Genomic DNA, 18,014 nt, shown 5'->3' with positions numbered 1-18,014 from the left:
TATATGTAAGTAATTACATATAGATAGTAACAAGAAAATAAACCGAAACGCTGTGAATATTTAATGAGTTAGGTCGAAAGGCCAAAAATAAGGTTAAGTTAATAAGGGCGCACGGTGGATGCCTTGGCACTAGAAGCCGATGAAGGACGTGACTAACGACGAAATGCTTTGGGGAGCTGTAAGTGAGCAATGATCCAGAGATGTCCGAATGGGGGAACCCGGCAGGTAATGCCTGTCACTCATTACTGTTAAGGTAATGTAGAGGAAGACGCAGTGAACTGAAACATCTAAGTAGCTGTAGGAAGAGAAAGCAAAAGCGATTGCCTTAGTAGCGGCGAGCGAAACGGCAAGAGGGCAAACCGAAGAGTTTACTCTTCGGGGTTGTAGGACTGCAACGTGGACTTAAAGATTATAGAAGAACTACCTGGGAAGGTAGGCCAAAGAGAGTAATAGCCTCGTATTCGAAATAGTCTTTATACCTAGCAGTATCCTGAGTACGGCGAGACACGAGAAATCTCGTCGGAATCTGGGAGGACCATCTCCCAACCCTAAATACTCTCTAGTGACCGATAGTGAACCAGTACCGTGAGGGAAAGGTGAAAAGCACCCCGGGAGGGGAGTGAAATAGAACCTGAAACCGTGTGCCTACAACAAGTTCGAGCCCGTTAATGGGTGAGAGCGTGCCTTTTGTAGAATGAACCGGCGAGTTACGATATGATGCGAGGTTAAGTTGAAGAGACGGAGCCGTAGGGAAACCGAGTCTTAATAGGGCGCATTAGTATCATGTCGTAGACCCGAAACCATGTGACCTACCCATGAGCAGGTTGAAGGTGAGGTAAAACTCACTGGAGGACCGAACCAGGGCACGTTGAAAAGTGCTTGGATGACTTGTGGGTAGCGGAGAAATTCCAAACGAACTTGGAGATAGCTGGTTCTCTCCGAAATAGCTTTAGGGCTAGCGTCGATGTTAAGTCTCTTGGAGGTAGAGCACTGTTTGGGTGAGGGGTCCATCCCGGATTACCAATCTCAGATAAACTCCGAATGCCAATGAGATATAATCGGCAGTCAGACTGCGAGTGCTAAGATCCGTAGTCGAAAGGGAAACAGCCCAGACCACCAGCTAAGGTCCCAAAATATATGTTAAGTGGAAAAGGATGTGGGGTTGCACAGACAACTAGGATGTTAGCTTAGAAGCAGCTATTCATTCAAAGAGTGCGTAATAGCTCACTAGTCGAGTGACCCTGCGCCGAAAATGTACCGGGGCTAAAACATATTACCGAAGCTGTGGATACCTTTATAGGTATGGTAGGAGAGCGTTCTATGTGCGAAGAAGGTGTACCGTGAGGAGTGCTGGAGCGCATAGAAGTGAGAATGCCGGTATGAGTAGCGAAAGACAGGTGAGAATCCTGTCCACCGTAAGACTAAGGTTTCCAGGGGAAGGCTCGTCCGCCCTGGGTTAGTCGGGACCTAAGGAGAGACCGAAAGGTGTATCCGATGGACAACAGGTTGATATTCCTGTACTAGAGTATATAGTGATGGAGGGACGCAGTAGGCTAACTAAACCAGACGATTGGAAGTGTCTGGCCAAGCAGTGAGGTGTGATATGAGTCAAATGCTTATATCTTTAACATTGAGCTGTGATGGGGAGCGAAGTTTAGTAGCGAAGTTAGTGATGTCACACTGCCGAGAAAAGCTTCTAGCGTTAATTATACTCTACCCGTACCGCAAACCGACACAGGTAGTCGAGGCGAGTAGCCTCAGGTGAGCGAGAGAACTCTCGTTAAGGAACTCGGCAAAATGGCCCCGTAACTTCGGGAGAAGGGGCGCTGACTGATGGTCAGCCGCAGTGAATAGGCCCAAGCAACTGTTTATCAAAAACACAGCTCTCTGCTAAATCGTAAGATGATGTATAGGGGGTGACGCCTGCCCGGTGCTGGAAGGTTAAGAGGAGTGCTTAGCGTAAGCGAAGGCATGAATTGAAGCCCCAGTAAACGGCGGCCGTAACTATAACGGTCCTAAGGTAGCGAAATTCCTTGTCGGGTAAGTTCCGACCCGCACGAAAGGCGTAATGATTTGGGCACTGTCTCAACGAGAGACTCGGTGAAATTTTAGTACCTGTGAAGATGCAGGTTACCCGCGACAGGACGGAAAGACCCCATGGAGCTTTACTGCAGTTTGATATTGAGTATCTGTACCACATGTACAGGATAGGTAGGAGCCTATGACCTCGGGACGCCAGTTTCGAGTGAGGCGTTGTTGGGATACTACCCTTGTGTTATGGCTACTCTAACCCAGATAGGTTATCCCTATCGGGGACAGTGTCTGACGGGCAGTTTGACTGGGGCGGTCGCCTCCTAAAAGGTAACGGAGGCGCCCAAAGGTTCCCTCAGAATGGTTGGAAATCATTCGCAGAGTGTAAAGGTATAAGGGAGCTTGACTGCGAGAGCTACAACTCGAGCAGGGACGAAAGTCGGGCTTAGTGATCCGGTGGTTCCGTATGGAAGGGCCATCGCTCAACGGATAAAAGCTACCCTGGGGATAACAGGCTTATCTCCCCCAAGAGTTCACATCGACGGGGAGGTTTGGCACCTCGATGTCGGCTCGTCGCATCCTGGGGCTGTAGTCGGTCCCAAGGGTTGGGCTGTTCGCCCATTAAAGCGGCACGCGAGCTGGGTTCAGAACGTCGTGAGACAGTTCGGTCCCTATCCGTCGCGGGCGTAGGAAATTTGAGAGGATCTGCTCCTAGTACGAGAGGACCAGAGTGGACTTACCGCTGGTGTACCAGTTGTTCTGCCAAGAGCATCGCTGGGTAGCTATGTAGGGAAGGGATAAACGCTGAAAGCATCTAAGTGTGAAGCCCACCTCAAGATGAGATTTCCCATGATTTTATATCAGTAAGAGCCCTGAGAGATGATCAGGTTGATAGGTTAGAAGTGGAAGTGTGGTGACACATGTAGCGGACTAATACTAATAGCTCGAGGACTTATCCAACGAAAGTAACTGAGATATATTGACAACGATTTGGTTTCTTGATACAGTATAGATATTCAATTTTGAGTTGAGAATACTCAGAGTTAAGTGACGATAGCCTAGGAGATACACCTGTTCCCATGCCGAACACAGAAGTTAAGCCCTAGTACGCCTGATGTAGTTGGGGGTTGCCCCCTGTTAGATACGGTAGTCGCTTAGCAAATAGGGAGTTTAGCTCAGCTGGGAGAGCATCTGCCTTACAAGCAGAGGGTCAGCGGTTCGATCCCGTTAACTCCCATAGGTCCCGTGGTGTAGCGGTTATCACGTCGCCCTGTCACGGCGAAGATCGCGGGTTCGATTCCCGTCGGGACCGTTCAAGTAGAAATATTTGAGACTCGTTAGCTCAGTTGGTAGAGCAATTGACTTTTAATCAATGGGTCACTGGTTCGAGCCCAGTACGGGTCATATATGCGGGTGTGGCGGAATTGGCAGACGCACCAGATTTAGGATCTGGCGCTTAACGGCGTGGGGGTTCAAGTCCCTTCACCCGCATTAGAAAAAAGTTAGCCGGCTTAGCTCAGTTGGTAGAGCATCTGATTTGTAATCAGAGGGTCGCGTGTTCAAGTCATGTAGCCGGCATAAAACGCGAACGTAGTTCAGTGGTAGAACACCACCTTGCCAAGGTGGGGGTCGCGGGTTCGAATCCCGTCGTTCGCTTGAGGAGCCGGGGTGGCGGAACTGGCAGACGCACAGGACTTAAAATCCTGCGAAAGGAAACTTTCGTACCGGTTCGATTCCGGTCCTCGGCATAACTTAATAATAAGCACCCTTAGCTCAACTGGATAGAGTACCTGACTACGAATCAGGCGGTTAGAGGTTCGACTCCTCTAGGGTGCATTTTTATCGGGAAGTAGCTCAGCTTGGTAGAGCACTTGGTTTGGGACCAAGGGGTCGCAGGTTCGAATCCTGTCTTCCCGATTAATGGCGGTGTAGCTCAGCTGGCTAGAGCGTCCGGTTCATACCCGGGAGGTCGGGGGTTCGATCCCCTTCGCCGCTATATATGGATTACTTGGACCTTTAGCTCAACTGGTTAGAGCACTCGGCTCATAACCGAGCGGTCGTAGGTTCGAGTCCTACAAGGTCCATATATTATTTATAATATTGGGAGGATTACCCAAGTCCGGCTGAAGGGAACGGTCTTGAAAACCGTCAGGCGTGTAAAAGCGTGCGTGGGTTCGAATCCCACATCCTCCTTATAATTAACGCGGGATGGAGCAGCTAGGTAGCTCGTCGGGCTCATAACCCGACGGTCGTAGGTTCAAATCCTGCTCCCGCAATATGGCTCGGTAGCTCAGTTGGTAGAGCAATGGATTGAAGCTCCATGTGTCGGCGGTTCGATTCCGTCTCGCGCCATTTTGTTGTTAAGCGGGTGTAGTTTAGTGGTAAAACTACAGCCTTCCAAGCTGTTGTCGCGAGTTCGATTCTCGTCACCCGCTTTATTTGGAAACAAATATCCAAGCATTTAGCTTGGGCGCGTAGCTCAGATGGTTAGAGCGCACGCCTGATAAGCGTGAGGTCGGTGGTTCGATTCCACTCGTGCCCATATTGGAGAATTACTCAAGAGGCTGAAGAGGACGGTTTGCTAAATCGTTAGGTCGGGTAACTGACGCGGGGGTTCGAATCCCCCATTCTCCGTATTATGACGAATTATCTAAATGATAATTCGTTTTCTTTTTTATAGAGGTGGCAAAATGAAAAATAGTTTTTATCGATTTCTTCTATACGCGTTTGTTCTTATTCTATTTTTTGTAATGCTTATTTCTTTTGTTTTTAGAAACTATAAATTGTCCAGGGATGTTTCTTCTAATGTCTCGGGAGTTGTGTCTAAAGTAGATTCTGTTATTTCAGTTCCATTTACTGCATTAGCAAAATCTCATGATGTTATTTCTGATTTTTTGTCAACCTATTCTGAGAATCGTGATTTAAAGAAATCATTATCTACTTTAGAAAATCAATCTGCTGTCATCTCTAATTTACAAGAAGAAAATGACTCTTTGAGAGCTTCTTTAAATCTTTCGGATAAACTTAGTCGTAACAATGTAATCACTGCTGAGGTTTCAATGCGTCCATCTGTTACCTGGTTGAAGGAGTTAACGATTAATGTTGGAAAGTCTAAGAGTGTTAGTAAGTCTATGTTGGCGACTTCTAATGGTGGAGTATTTGGTTTTATAACTAAAATTTATGATCATAGTACAACTATCTCTTTACTCTCCAATAGCTCAAATGATTCTTATATTGCTTCTAGTGTAAAAGGTGAGGATGGAAGTCAGATTTTTGGAATTATATCAAGTTATGATAATAAAAAGAAGCTTTTGGAAATGACTCAGCTAAATTCATCTTCTGATGTTAAGGTTGGTTCTGAAGTGGTAACAAGTGGCCTAGATGAAGTTTCAGTAAAAGATGTTCCAATTGGTAAGGTTGAATCTGTGATTGATTATGAAGGGAATCGTACGATTTTAGTTAAACCTTATGCTGATTTTGATAAAATTTCTTATGTCACTCTTGTTGGAGAGGGTAAATAATATGAAGTTTTTCAAGTTTTCTGTTACTCCATACTGGTTGAGTATTATTCCTTTTCTATGGGATGGTCATATTTCAATGCTACTTAACTATTATTTTTCTCCAGAATTATTTCTATCGTCCCACCTCTTTATTATCTACCTATTCATCTTAACTCTCAGCCGTCCTTATAATTTTTCACTTCTATACCTTGTTTGTTTAGGATTTCTATATGATACATATTATTTCAAAACACTCGGTATAGTAATTATAACTCTCCCACTTTTATCCTATCTGTTTTCTCAACTATTGCGTTTTGTCAAGAGAAATGCTTATGTTGATTGTTTACTGGCTTTTTTATTCTTATTTCTCTTTGATACTTTAAATTTTGGTTTTGCCTTATATTATGGCTTCACAAATGAGTATATTAGTGATTTTATTATCTATCAACTCAGTCCTAGTCTAGTGTTTAATCTTTTGATTTTTATTTTGATCAAACCTTTTGTCGAAAAATTATTTTTGTATCTTTCAGTTGATAGATTTAAATAAAACTGTAATATTGGCGTAACAAAGTTTGCGCCATTTTTTGATACAATTAAGGAGTCTTATCGAAAAGGAGTAGTATTTTATATTATGAAAAAACGCATTCTTTCAGCAGTGTTGGTAAGTGGTGTGACTTTATCAGCAGCTGCATCAGTACATGCAGAGGATTATGATTCGCAAATCGCTGCTACAAATAACGCAATTAGTAACCTTGCTTCTCAACAAGAGGCTGCGCAAGCACAAGTTGCTACAATCCAATCTCAAGTATCAACTCTCAGAACACAAAAAACTGAATTGGAAGCTAAAAATGCCGAACTTGAAAAAGTATCTGCAGATTTGGAATCTGAAATTCAAGAATTATCAAGTAAGATTGTAGCTCGTCAAGATTCTTTGGCGAAACAAGCTCGTAGTGCTCAACAAAATAACACTGCTACTAGCTACATTAACTCTATCTTGAACTCTAAGTCAATCTCTGAAGCTATTACTCGTATCACAGCTATTTCAAAAGTTGTTACAGCTAATAATGATTTATTGACTAAACAAGAGTCAGATCAAAAAGAGCTTGCTGCTAAACAAGTAGAAAATCAAGCTGCAATTAATACTATTGCAGCTAATAAGTCAGAACTTGAAACAACAGAAGCTGGTTTGACAACTCAACAAGCAGAACTTGAAGCAGCACAAGTTACTTTGGCTGCTGAATTGGCAACAGCTCAAAATGAGAAGACATCACTTGTCTCTGCTAAATCAACTGCTGAATCTGTAGCTGCCTCGACGGCTGCATCAGTGGCACAGTCTCAAGCAATTGCTGAATCAGAGGCAACTGCACAAGTTGTAGCTTCTTCAGAAGCAGCAACATCAGTAGCTTCTTCAGAAGTAGCAGCTACTTCTGAAGCTGTAGCTCAGCCTTCAGAGGCACCAGTTTCTGAAACATCGACAGCTTCTGAGGCTGCACAGGAGCCGGCTTCATCAGAAACATCAGAAGTACAACCAGAATCAGCTGCACCAGCTGCTTCAGAAGCTCCTGCACCAGCTGCTGAAACACATAAAGTGTCAGCAGCATCAACTCCTAATACATATCCAGTTGGACAATGTACTTGGGGTGTGAAATCATTGGCTCCATGGGCTGGTAATAATTGGGGTAATGCTAAAAACTGGATTGCTAGTGCGCGAGCAGCTGGTCATTCAGTAGGTACAACTCCAGTAGCCGGTGCGATTGCGGTATGGCCAAATGATGGTGGTGGTTATGGTCACGTAGCTTATGTTACATCAGCATCAGGTGCAAATTCAATTCAAGTTATGGAATCGAACTACGCTGGTAACATGTCAATCAGTAACTACCGTGGTACATTTGATCCAACATCATCAGCGCATGGTGGTTCTGTATTTTATATTTACCCATAATGAGTATAACAAAAGCGATTCGGCTATTCCCGAATCGTTTTTATTTTATGTAAATAATATATTTAGCCTGAGAAAATAATGGTGTTTGAAAAAAATTCTAGACTAAGGGGAAGTATTTTTATCCTTGTTAAGTTCATGTGACACCATTTATTTGGCGTTGAAAATCAACTTAAAAAAGGGTAGAATGGTCTAGTAGATATTTTGGAGGAAATCATGTCTTATACGAATTTAAAGTTATTTGCTTTGTCGTCTAACCAAGAATTAGCAGCAAAAGTTGCTGATAAAATTGGTATTGAACTTGGAAGATCAAGTGTTCGTGAATTTTCAGATGGTGAGATTCAAGTTAATATTGAAGAGTCTATTCGTGGTCATCACGTTTTTATTCTTCAATCTACAAGCTCTCCTGTAAATGATAATTTGATGGAAATCTTGATTATGGTTGATGCGCTAAAACGTGCTAGCGCTGAGACAATCAATGTTGTTATGCCTTATTATGGATATGCACGTCAAGATCGAAAGGCACGTTCACGTGAACCAATCACATCTAAGTTGGTTGCTAATATGCTCGAGGTAGCAGGTGTTGACCGTCTTTTGACAGTTGACCTTCATGCTCCTCAAATTCAAGGATTCTTTGATATCCCAGTGGATCATTTGATGGGAGCGCCTCTTATCGCAGATTATTTTGATCGTGCTGGTCTTACGGGTGATGATGTGGTTGTTGTTTCTCCAGATCATGGTGGTGTTACTCGTGCGCGTAAACTTGCTCAATGTTTGAAAACACCAATCGCTATCATTGATAAACGTCGTAGTGTTGATAAAATGAACACTTCTGAGGTTATGAATATCATTGGTAATGTTGAAGGGAAAACATGTATCTTGATTGATGATATGATTGATACTGCAGGTACCATCTGTCATGCAGCGGATGCACTTGCTGAAGCTGGTGCTACAAATGTCTTTGCATCATGTACTCACCCTGTATTGTCAGGTCCAGCTCTTGATAATATTCAAAAATCTGCTATTGAAAAGCTTGTTGTGCTTGACACGATTTATCTTCCAGAAGAGCGTTTGATTGATAAAATTGAACAAATATCTATTGCTGATTTGATTTCTGAAGCAATCATTCGTAGTCATGAAAAACGCCCATTGTCACCATTGTTCGAAATGGGTCATAAATAGATTAAAGCGGCTTTTTGTCAACTGTAGTGGGTGACGAAAAGCTAACATCTAGAGAGGATCAGATAGGTCTTCTCTTTTTATATGTTAAGAGTGATGAAAACATACTTCCTAAAGTTAATAAAATTTCTAAAACCGAAGCCCAGACGTTTAATATCTTTGATAAGCTTATTGGTCCCCTCCAATTTTGCATGTGAGGACTGTGTTTTTGGTGCATTTTTGATGTATCGTTTGTGTCTAAGAAAGGTCCTAAAGACTGTTTTGAAGTAATAATTGACCTTGCTTATTTTCTCCTCCATGGGGTGAAAAAACTCATTCACCCTCTTATCCTGAAAGTGAAAAAGCAAATGTTGATAGAGGTTGTAATAATTAGCGAGCTCTTCTGAGAAATTCAGTGTCTTCTCAACGACTTCATGTGGGTTTAAGGTTTGACAAAAGGTCTTCGAGTGAAATGATTTACAAGATAACTTACGGCGAGTCTCCAGTGATTTTTAAATATCGATAAGGTAGTGGCTTCTTATTGAACTGGTTCATAATGGCAATTCTTGTCTTTAAAAAGGCTTGAACAAGCTGCTGGATGATGTGGAAACGATCAATAATGATTTGGGCATTTAGGAAAAGTCTTCGAACTAGTGGAATATAAGCTCCTGACATGTCCATCGTGATAAACCTTACCTTTTGTCGGATAAGATTGGAGATTTGGTGGTTTTTCTCAACGATTAATGTCTCAGCCACCGTGACTTTTCTACAATCTTTACACTGGAACCGATGTTTCTTCAGGCGTCGTAGTGTTGGAGTTCCAGTTTTGCTTGAACCTCGATGTAGGTATCTTTTTCGAAAACAAGAGAAGTAATGATGTTAAGGTATTTAACTCTGTGGTATTCTTAATAGATCTCATGAGTTCTTGCTAATGATGGTTTAGTCACTTTTCATTATAGTTCTTATGGAACTTTTTGTCTGCATTTAAAAAGCTCCATAATCTCTACAGTGGTTTTACCCCCTACAGAAATTATAGAGCCATTAAAGCTAGCCTAGGACAGTTTTTTGGTGTTTAAATGCGTTTGAGTTTTTGATATAATGTTAGGAATAATTGCAAAGAGGTGACTGTGATGGATTTAACACAACGTTTTAATAAAAATTTAGATAAGATTGAAGTCTCAATGATTCGTCAGTTTGACCAATCAATTTCAGATGTTCCAGGTATTAAAAAGTTGACGCTTGGAGAACCTGATTTTACGACTCCAGATCATGTGAAAGAAGCAGCTAAAACTGCGATTGATGCGAACCAGTCACACTATACAGGTATGGCTGGACTTCCTGATTTGCGCCAAGCTGCTGCGAATTTTGTTAAGGAAAAATACAATCTAACTTATAATCCCGATAATGAAATTTTGGTAACTATTGGGGCCACAGAAGCTCTTTCTGCGTCTTTAACAGCTATTTTGGAGCCAGGTGATACGATTCTTTTGCCTGCACCAGCCTATCCAGGATATGAGCCGATTGCAAATCTAGTTGGGGCTAAAATTGTTGAAATTGATACAACAGCTAATGATTTTGTTTTGACACCGGAGATGTTAGAAAAGGCAATTTTAGAGCAAGGTGATAAGCTTAAGGCTGTTTTACTTAACTACCCAACCAACCCAACAGGTGTGACTTATTCACGCCAACAGATTGAAGATATTGCTGAAGTTCTGAAAAAATATGATATTTTTGTTGTTAGTGATGAAGTATATTCAGAACTAACTTATGTAGATCAACATGTTTCTATTGCTGAATATTTGCCTGAGCAAACTATTTTAATCAACGGCTTGTCGAAATCTCATGCGATGACAGGATGGCGTATTGGTTTGATTTTTGCACCAGCAAGTTTGACGGCTCAGTTGATTAAGAGTCACCAGTATTTGGTGACGGCTGCAGCTACTATGGCACAATTTGCAGCTATCGAAGCATTATCTGCTGGTAAGGATGATGCACAACCAATGAAAGTTGAGTATTTGAAACGTCGGGATTATATTCTTGAAAAAATGACTGAACTTGGTTTCAAAATTATTAAACCTGACGGTGCCTTCTATATCTTTGCTAAGATTCCAGAAGGATATAATCAAGACTCCTTTAAGTTCTGTCAAGACTTTGCTCGTGAAAAAGCTATTGCTATTATTCCTGGCGTTGCTTTTGGGAAATATGGCGAAGGTTATGTTCGATTGTCGTATGCAGCTAGCATGGACACTATTGAAACAGCTATGACTCGTTTGAAAGAGTTTATGGAAGAACATGCAGAAGCTTGAGAGTAGGGGGGTTATCCTCTTCAATCGTAATTATCGTGAGAATGATAAGCTGGTTAAGATTTTTACTAAACAAGCTGGTAAACGGATGTTTTTTGTTAGAGGTGGTGGGTCAGGTAAATTGAGTGCTGTGATTCAACCTTTAAACATCGCTGAATTTATGATGACTGTAAATGATGAAGGTTTATCTTTCATAGAGGATTATAGTCAGGCAGAGTCTTTTAAGGAAATTACAAGTGATATTTTTAAACTGTCTTACGCGACCTATTTAGCTGCCTTGACTGATGCTGCTATTGCTGACGGTGTGGTAGATGCACAATTATTTGCATTTTTAGAGAAAACCCTTGTGTTAATGGAAGAGGGCTTAGATTATGAAATATTGACTAATATCTTTGAGATTCAAGTTTTGGACCGTTTTGGCGTACGATTGAATTTTCATGAATGTGTCTTTTGTCATCGTGTTGGTCTTCCTTTTGATTTCTCGTATAAGTTCTCAGGTTTACTTTGTCCCAATCATTACGAAGAAGATGAAAGGCGTAGTCATTTGGACCCTAATGTGCCTTATCTTTTGGATCGTTTCCAGGGTCTTTCGTTTGAAGAATTGAGAAGCATATCTGTTAAGGATGAAATGAAACGAAAGTTGAGACAATTTATTGATGAGCTTTATGATAATTATGTTGGGATTCATCTTAAAAGCAAGAAGTTTATTGATAATCTAAATTCTTGGGGTCATATTATGAGTAAAGAAGATAGTGCTGATTAAGCATTGTCTTCTTTTGTTTCACGTGAAACAGGAATGTAGAGGTTTTCAGTCTCAGGGGTTAAAATGCAGGTCAGTTCGTGCTATAATAAGAGGACAATAAGCTGAAAGACTCTGCTAGGGATAGTGACCGAGGGATGTCTATCTTTGATACAGAGTGATTTATTGATAGAATTTGAGTCTATTGTTTAAGAGCAGAGGATGAGAGGGAGAATGCTATGCATGTAATTGCAGTGGATGCTATGGGTGGCGACAATGCGCCACAAGCGATCGTAGAGGGAGTTAACCAAGCTTTAGCAGAGTTCAAAGATATTGAAATCCAGCTTTATGGTGAGGAAGCTAAAATCAAAAACTATTTGACAGCGAATGAACGTGTGAGCATTGTACATACTGATGAAAAGATAAATTCGGATGACGAGCCCGTCAAAGCAATTCGAAAGAAAAAGAAAGCTTCGATGGTTTTGGGTGCACAAGCTGTTAAGGAGAAAGCAGCGGATGCTGTAATCTCTGCAGGGAATACAGGTGCTCTTTTGGCCGCCGGTCTTTTTGTTGTTGGACGTATTAAGGGAGTTGAAAGACCAGGTCTTATGTCAACGATGCCAAGTTTTACTGGTCAACCCTTTGATATGCTTGATCTAGGAGCTAATGCTGAAAATACAGCTAATCACTTGCATCAATATGCTATTTTAGGCTCTTTCTATGCTAAAAATGTACGTGGAATTGCCACCCCTCGTGTAGGCCTCCTTAATAATGGGACTGAGAAAACAAAGGGGGATAGTCTTCGTAAGGAGGCTTTTGAGCTTTTATCCAAGGAAGCAAGTATTAACTTCATTGGTAATGTCGAGGCGCGTGAAATCATGTCTGGAGCTGCTGATGTGGTAGTGGCTGATGGTTTCACAGGAAATGCGGTTCTTAAGGCAATTGAAGGAACTGGACTTGGCACAATGAAGACTCTTAAGTCAGCCATAATGAATGGTGGTCTCAAAGCTAAGTTAGGTGCCTTCCTATTGAAGGATAGACTTAAAGGTATGAAAGAGACGATGGATTACTCAAGTGCCGGTGGAGCTGTTCTTTTTGGGCTCAAGGCTCCTGTAGTAAAATGTCATGGATCTAGTGATGCTAAAGCAGTCTACTATACCATTAAGCAGGTTCGTAAGATGCTCGATACTAAGGTGGTGGAGCAACTAGTTGACGCTTTCGACCCGAAAGAGGAGGTTAACTGATGAGTAGAGTAGAAATTCTTCAGGAAATGCAGCTCGTTATTCAAGAGCAATTGGATAGAGAGGACATTGTTTTAACCGAAGCTACCAAATTAAATGACTTGGGTGTAGATTCAATAGAGCTTATGGAGTTCATTATTAATTTGGAGGATGAGTTTTCCCTAGAGATTTCTGATAATACCATTGATCATATGGATAAGGTATCAGATTTGTTAGACTATTTGTCTGAGCAATTGAATAACAAATAAGAAAACTAGACTCTAGTTGTTAGATTCTAGAGGAATAGAATAATGAAGCAACTATATGTTGTTGCATGTTTTCATTTTATTGGAGTGAGATAAAAAGCTAAAAGTTACATTGATTTAGCACTATCTCACTCCTTTTTTCTATACTTTTTTATTAAAAAACTCTAACCAACACTAAAAATCCGAACGTTATTTGTTTAACAAAACAAAAAAGTTTGATATATGTTTGTTTTTGGATTTTTGTGTGATATAATTAAGATGAACAAACTTGAAAGGCGAACGATTCTATGTCAAACCAACTGATTTATACTGGGAAAGCTAAAGATATTTATAGTACAGAAGACGAAAATGTGATTAAGTCGGTCTATAAGGACCAGGCAACCATGCTTAATGGTGCTCGTAAGGAGACCATTAAAGGGAAAGGCGTGCTTAATAATCAGATTTCGTCTCTTATTTTTGAAAAATTGAACGCTGCGGGTGTGGCTACTCATTTTATCGAACGTATCTCTGATACAGAACAACTTAACAAGAAGGTTACAATCATTCCTTTGGAGGTTGTGCTTCGTAACGTGACTGCGGGTTCTTTCTCAAAACGTTTCGGTGTGGAAGAAGGTCTGGACTTGAAAACTCCAATCGTTGAATTTTACTACAAAAACGATGATTTGGATGATCCATTTATCAATGATGAGCATGTGAAGTTTTTGGATATTGCTAATGATGAGCAAATTGCTTATATCAAGGAGGAAACACGTCGTATCAACGAATTGCTAAAAGATTGGTTTGAGCAAATTGGTCTTCGTTTGATTGACTTCAAATTGGAGTTTGGTTTTGATAAGGATGGCAAGATTATCTTGGCAGATGAATTTTCACCAGATAACTGTCGTCTTTGGGATGCGGAAGGGCACCATATGGATAAGGATGTTTTCCGTCGTGATCTCGGTAGCTTGACAGATGTGTATGAAGTTGTATTGGAAAAATTGCAAGGATTGAAGTAAAGTTTTACTTGGTCGTCACTACAATCTTTTAGTGGAAATAGATAAAGGAAATAAAATGGATAAACGTATTTTTGTTGAGAAAAAAGCTGATTTTCGTGTGAAATCTCGCTCTTTATTAAAAGAATTACAGCATAATATTCAGTTGAAAACCTTGAATGATCTTCGTATTGTACAAGTTTACGATGTCTTTAATTTGGCAGAGGATTTGTTTGCCCGTGCGGAAAAATATATCTTTTCTGAGCAAGTGACCGATACTGTTTTGGATGAAGCTACAGTTAAGACTGACCTTGAGAAGTATGCTTTCTTTGCTATCGAAAGCTTGCCTGGTCAATTTGATCAACGTGCAGCATCTTCACAAGAAGCTTTGCTTTTGCTTGGTAGCTCAAGTGATGTAACGGTTAATACTGCTCAATTGTACTTGGTTAACAAGGACATTGCTGCTAATGAATTGGAAGCTGTTAAAAATTATCTATTGAACCCAGTGGACTCTCGTTTCAAAGATATCACTGTTGGTATTGCTAAACAGGATTTCTCTGAGTCTGACAAAACGATTCCAAACTTGGATTTCTTTGAAACTTATACAGCAGAAGATTTTGCACAGTATAAGGCAAATCAAGGATTGGCCATGGAAGTGGATGACCTGCTCTTCATTCAAGATTACTTCAAGTCAATTGGACGTGTGCCAACTGAGACTGAACTTAAGGTTTTGGATACTTACTGGTCTGACCACTGCCGCCACACAACTTTCGAGACTGAGTTGAAAAACATCGACTTCTCAGCTTCTAAATTCCAAAAACAATTGCAAGCAACTTATGACAAATATATTGCCATGCGTGATGAGTTGGGACGTGCAGAAAAACCTCAAACCTTAATGGATATGGCGACTATTTTTGGTCGTTATGAGCGTGCCAATGGCCGTTTGGATGACATGGAAGTTTCTGACGAAATCAATGCCTGCTCAGTTGAAATTGAAGTAGATGTCAATGGTGTCAAAGAACCATGGCTTCTTATGTTCAAGAACGAAACTCATAACCACCCAACGGAAATCGAACCATTTGGTGGAGCGGCTACTTGTATTGGTGGTGCCATTCGTGACCCATTGTCAGGTCGTTCATACGTTTACCAAGCTATGCGTATTTCAGGTGCCGGTGATATTACAACACCAATCGCTGAAACACGTGCTGGAAAATTGCCGCAACAAGTCATTTCTAAAAAAGCGGCTCATGGTTATTCTTCATATGGTAACCAAATTGGTCTTGCAACAACTTATGTTCGTGAATACTTCCACCCAGGTTTCGTTGCCAAGCGTATGGAGTTAGGTGCAGTTGTCGGTGCAGCTCCTAAGGAGAATGTTGTCCGTGAAAAACCTGAAGCTGGAGATGTGATTATCTTGCTCGGTGGTAAGACTGGACGCGACGGTGTCGGTGGTGCGACAGGTTCTTCAAAAGTTCAAACGGTTGAATCAGTTGAAACAGCTGGTGCTGAGGTTCAAAAAGGTAATGCTATCGAAGAACGTAAGATTCAACGTCTTTTCCGCAATGGTGAAGTAACACGTCTTATCAAAAAATCCAATGACTTTGGTGCTGGTGGTGTCTGTGTGGCTATCGGTGAATTGGCAGATGGTCTTGAAATTGATCTAGACAAAGTGCCATTGAAATACCAAGGTTTGAACGGTACCGAAATTGCCATCTCTGAATCTCAAGAACGTATGGCTGTGGTGGTTCGTCCAGAAGATGTAGATATCTTCGTTGCTGAATGTAACAAAGAAAATATTGATGCAGTTGTCGTTGCAACCGTGACTGAAAAACCAAATCTCGTCATGCACTGGAATGGTAAAACAATTGTTGATTTGGAACGTCGTTTCCTTGATACAAATGGTGTGCGTACAGTAGTAGATGTTAAGGTGGTTGACAAGGATGTCAAGCTTCCAGAAGAACGCAAAACCTCTGCTGAAACCCTTGAAGCAGATACGCTTGAAGTTTTGGCTGACCTTAACCATGCAAGTCAAAAAGGTTTACAAACTATGTTTGATAGCTCGGTTGGTCGTTCAACAGTCAATCACCCACTTGGTGGTCGATACCAAATTACTCCAACTGAAGCTTCTGTTCAGAAATTGCCAGTCCAATATGGCGTGACAACAACTGCCTCTGTCATAGCCCAAGGATTTAACCCATACATCGCAGAATGGTCTCCATATCATGGTGCTGCATATGCAGTCATCGAAGCAACAGCTCGTTTGGTTGCTGCTGGTGCAAACTGGTCTAAGGCTCGTTTCTCTTACCAAGAATACTTCGAGCGTATGGATAAAAAAGCAGAGCGTTTTGGTCAACCAGTATCAGCTCTTCTTGGATCAATCGAAGCTCAGATTCAACTTGGTTTACCATCTATTGGTGGTAAGGACTCTATGTCAGGCACCTTTGAAGAATTGACAGTACCACCAACCTTGGTTGCTTTTGGGGTGACAACAGCAGACAGTCGTAAGGTCCTTTCTCCAGAATTTAAGGCTGCTGGTGAAAATATCTACTACATCCCAGGTCAAGCTTTGGCCCAAGAGATTGATTTTGATCTCATCAAGTCTAACTTTGCTCAGTTTGAAGCTATCCAAGCTGATCACAAAGTGACAGCTGCATCAGCTGTCAAATATGGTGGTGTCATTGAAGCTCTTGCACTTGCAACGTTTGGGAACCATATCGGGGCGACTGTAACCCTTGAAAATCTGGGGACTGCATTAACAGCTCAATTGGGAGGATTCATCTTCACATCTCCGGAAGAGATTGCAAGTGTTGGCAAGATTGGACAAACAGTAGCTGACTTTACACTTGCTGTCAATGGTGTAACGCTTGATGGACATAAACTTGACAGTGCCTTTCAAGGTAAATTGGAAGAGGTTTACCCAACTGAATTTGCACAAGCAACTGAGTTAGAAGAAGTACCTGCTGTGACGTCAGATACTGTTATAAAAGCTAAAGAAGTAGTTGAGAAACCAGTGGTTTACATCCCAGTATTCCCAGGTACTAACTCTGAGTATGACTCTGCTAAGGCCTTTGAAAAAGAAGGTGCCAAAGTCAACTTAGTCCCATTTGTAACATTGAATGAAGAAGCGATTGTCAAGTCTGTTGTCACCATGGTTGACAATATCGAAAAAGCTAACATTATCTTCCTTGCAGGTGGCTTCTCAGCAGCGGATGAACCAGATGGAGCAGCTAAATTTATCGTTAACATCTTGCTCAATGAAAAAGTGCGTGCAGCTATTGATAGCTTCATCGAACGTGGTGGTTTAATCATCGGTATCTGTAACGGGTTCCAAGCTCTTGTCAAATCAGGTCTCCTTCCATACGGTAACTTTGAAGATGCAAGCAGTACTAGTCCAACCCTCTTCTACAATGATGCCAACCAACACGTGGCTAAGATGGTTGAAACACGTATTGCCAATACTAACTCACCTTGGCTTGCTGGAGTGAAAGTTGGTGACATCCATGCCATCCCAGTATCACACGGTGAAGGTAAATTTGTCGTGACGACTGAAGAATTTGCGGAGCTTCGCGATAATGGTCAAATCTTTAGCCAATATGTTGACTTTGAAGGAAAACCTAGCATGGATTCTAAATATAATCCAAATGGTTCTGTCAATGCTATTGAAGGTATCACAAGCAAGAACGGTCAAATTATTGGTAAGATGGGACACTCAGAACGTTTCGAAGATGGTCTCTTCAAAAATATTCCAGGAAATAAAGAACAGCACCTCTTTGCGTCAGCGGTTAAATACTTCACTGGAAAATAATAGAGCGAGTTTAGCGCACTCAGTAATGATATTTTTCGCTGTAGCGATATTCTTAGAGAACTGGAGAATTTTGTAAAATCGA

The 18,014-nt window shown here is 41.3% G+C and carries 10 protein-coding genes, 17 tRNA genes, 2 rRNA genes and 1 pseudogene; 29 read left to right on the top strand and 1 reads right to left on the bottom strand.

Going from position 1 to position 18,014, the window contains the following annotated elements; all coding sequences use genetic code 11:
* Positions 1-91 precede the first annotated feature (91 nt).
* The 23 genes from NST05_RS00500 to NST05_RS00390 all read left to right on the top strand — a co-directional run bounded on the left by NST05_RS00500 (position 92) and on the right by NST05_RS00390 (position 8,652).
* Positions 92-2,991: ribosomal RNA gene (locus tag NST05_RS00500) — 23S ribosomal RNA — on the top strand.
* An 83-nt stretch (positions 2,992-3,074) separates the two neighbouring features.
* Positions 3,075-3,190: ribosomal RNA gene (gene rrf, locus NST05_RS00495) — 5S ribosomal RNA — on the top strand.
* 5 nt (positions 3,191-3,195) lie between these two features.
* Positions 3,196-3,268: transfer RNA gene (locus NST05_RS00490), tRNA-Val, on the top strand.
* Positions 3,269-3,270: 2 nt separating this feature from the next.
* Positions 3,271-3,343, top strand: a tRNA-Asp gene (locus NST05_RS00485).
* Between the two features lie 19 nt (positions 3,344-3,362).
* Positions 3,363-3,435, top strand: a tRNA-Lys gene (locus tag NST05_RS00480).
* Positions 3,436-3,440: 5 nt separating this feature from the next.
* A tRNA-Leu gene (locus tag NST05_RS00475) sits at positions 3,441-3,522 on the top strand.
* Positions 3,523-3,536: 14 nt separating this feature from the next.
* A tRNA-Thr gene (locus NST05_RS00470) sits at positions 3,537-3,609 on the top strand.
* A gap of 6 nt (positions 3,610-3,615) precedes the next feature.
* A tRNA-Gly gene (locus NST05_RS00465) sits at positions 3,616-3,687 on the top strand.
* A gap of 6 nt (positions 3,688-3,693) precedes the next feature.
* Positions 3,694-3,779, top strand: a tRNA-Leu gene (locus tag NST05_RS00460).
* Between the two features lie 14 nt (positions 3,780-3,793).
* Positions 3,794-3,867: transfer RNA gene (locus NST05_RS00455), tRNA-Arg, on the top strand.
* Between the two features lie 7 nt (positions 3,868-3,874).
* Positions 3,875-3,948: transfer RNA gene (locus tag NST05_RS00450), tRNA-Pro, on the top strand.
* Positions 3,949-3,953: 5 nt separating this feature from the next.
* Positions 3,954-4,027: transfer RNA gene (locus tag NST05_RS00445), tRNA-Met, on the top strand.
* A gap of 14 nt (positions 4,028-4,041) precedes the next feature.
* A tRNA-Ile gene (locus tag NST05_RS00440) sits at positions 4,042-4,115 on the top strand.
* Positions 4,116-4,134: 19 nt separating this feature from the next.
* Positions 4,135-4,224: transfer RNA gene (locus NST05_RS00435), tRNA-Ser, on the top strand.
* A gap of 9 nt (positions 4,225-4,233) precedes the next feature.
* Positions 4,234-4,307: transfer RNA gene (locus NST05_RS00430), tRNA-Met, on the top strand.
* Between the two features lie 3 nt (positions 4,308-4,310).
* Positions 4,311-4,383, top strand: a tRNA-Phe gene (locus NST05_RS00425).
* Between the two features lie 12 nt (positions 4,384-4,395).
* Positions 4,396-4,466, top strand: a tRNA-Gly gene (locus tag NST05_RS00420).
* Positions 4,467-4,499: 33 nt separating this feature from the next.
* Positions 4,500-4,573, top strand: a tRNA-Ile gene (locus tag NST05_RS00415).
* 4 nt (positions 4,574-4,577) lie between these two features.
* Positions 4,578-4,665: transfer RNA gene (locus NST05_RS00410), tRNA-Ser, on the top strand.
* Between the two features lie 56 nt (positions 4,666-4,721).
* Positions 4,722-5,552: a rod shape-determining protein MreC gene (gene mreC, locus NST05_RS00405; protein ID WP_084828402.1), complete on the top strand. Its 831-nt coding sequence runs from the start codon at positions 4,722-4,724 to the stop codon at positions 5,550-5,552.
* Between the two features lies 1 nt (position 5,553).
* Positions 5,554-6,078 carry a rod shape-determining protein MreD gene (gene mreD / locus NST05_RS00400; RefSeq protein ID WP_002948139.1) on the top strand — a complete coding sequence of 175 codons (525 nt, stop codon included), beginning with the start codon at positions 5,554-5,556 and terminating at the stop codon, positions 6,076-6,078.
* An 84-nt stretch (positions 6,079-6,162) separates the two neighbouring features.
* On the top strand, positions 6,163-7,473 hold the full coding sequence (gene pcsB, locus NST05_RS00395) for a peptidoglycan hydrolase PcsB (RefSeq protein ID WP_340742859.1): 1,311 nt from the start codon (positions 6,163-6,165) through the stop codon (positions 7,471-7,473).
* Positions 7,474-7,686: 213 nt separating this feature from the next.
* The gene (locus NST05_RS00390) at positions 7,687-8,652 is read left to right on the top strand and encodes a ribose-phosphate diphosphokinase (protein WP_011680585.1); all 966 of its coding nucleotides are present in this window, start codon (positions 7,687-7,689) and stop codon (positions 8,650-8,652) included.
* Between the two features lie 48 nt (positions 8,653-8,700).
* On the opposite strand, the pseudogene NST05_RS00385 reads toward NST05_RS00390, so the two are convergent.
* Positions 8,701-9,547, bottom strand: a pseudogene (locus NST05_RS00385) (transposase).
* Between the two features lie 211 nt (positions 9,548-9,758).
* On the opposite strand from NST05_RS00385, the gene NST05_RS00380 reads away from it, so the two are divergent.
* The 6 genes from NST05_RS00380 (at position 9,759) to NST05_RS00355 (ending at position 17,932) form a co-directional block, all read left to right on the top strand.
* A complete protein-coding gene (locus tag NST05_RS00380; RefSeq protein ID WP_011680586.1) occupies positions 9,759-10,934 on the top strand; it encodes a pyridoxal phosphate-dependent aminotransferase in 1,176 nt (391 codons plus the stop codon).
* Positions 10,921-11,694, top strand: coding sequence for a DNA repair protein RecO (recO, locus tag NST05_RS00375; protein WP_084828404.1), 774 nt, complete (start codon positions 10,921-10,923; stop codon positions 11,692-11,694). Before NST05_RS00380 ends, recO begins: the two co-directional genes overlap by 14 nt.
* Positions 11,695-11,909: 215 nt before the next feature.
* On the top strand, positions 11,910-12,914 hold the full coding sequence (gene plsX, locus NST05_RS00370; protein ID WP_084828405.1) for a phosphate acyltransferase PlsX: 1,005 nt from the start codon (positions 11,910-11,912) through the stop codon (positions 12,912-12,914).
* Positions 12,914-13,159: a phosphopantetheine-binding protein gene (locus NST05_RS00365; protein WP_002949008.1), complete on the top strand. Its 246-nt coding sequence runs from the start codon at positions 12,914-12,916 to the stop codon at positions 13,157-13,159. Before plsX ends, NST05_RS00365 begins: the two co-directional genes overlap by 1 nt.
* A gap of 284 nt (positions 13,160-13,443) precedes the next feature.
* Positions 13,444-14,151, top strand: coding sequence for a phosphoribosylaminoimidazolesuccinocarboxamide synthase (purC, locus tag NST05_RS00360; RefSeq protein WP_011226729.1), 708 nt, complete (start codon positions 13,444-13,446; stop codon positions 14,149-14,151).
* A gap of 55 nt (positions 14,152-14,206) precedes the next feature.
* Entirely contained in the window at positions 14,207-17,932 is a 3,726-nt protein-coding gene (locus NST05_RS00355) for a phosphoribosylformylglycinamidine synthase (RefSeq protein WP_084828406.1), read from the top strand.
* Positions 17,933-18,014 lie beyond the last annotated feature (82 nt).

Source organism: Streptococcus sp. FSL E2-3494 (assembly GCF_038007085.1).
Lineage (GTDB): Bacteria > Bacillota > Bacilli > Lactobacillales > Streptococcaceae > Streptococcus > Streptococcus thermophilus.
The sequence above is the reverse complement of the archived record's forward strand: the minus strand, read 5'-3'. Positions and strand labels throughout refer to the sequence as shown.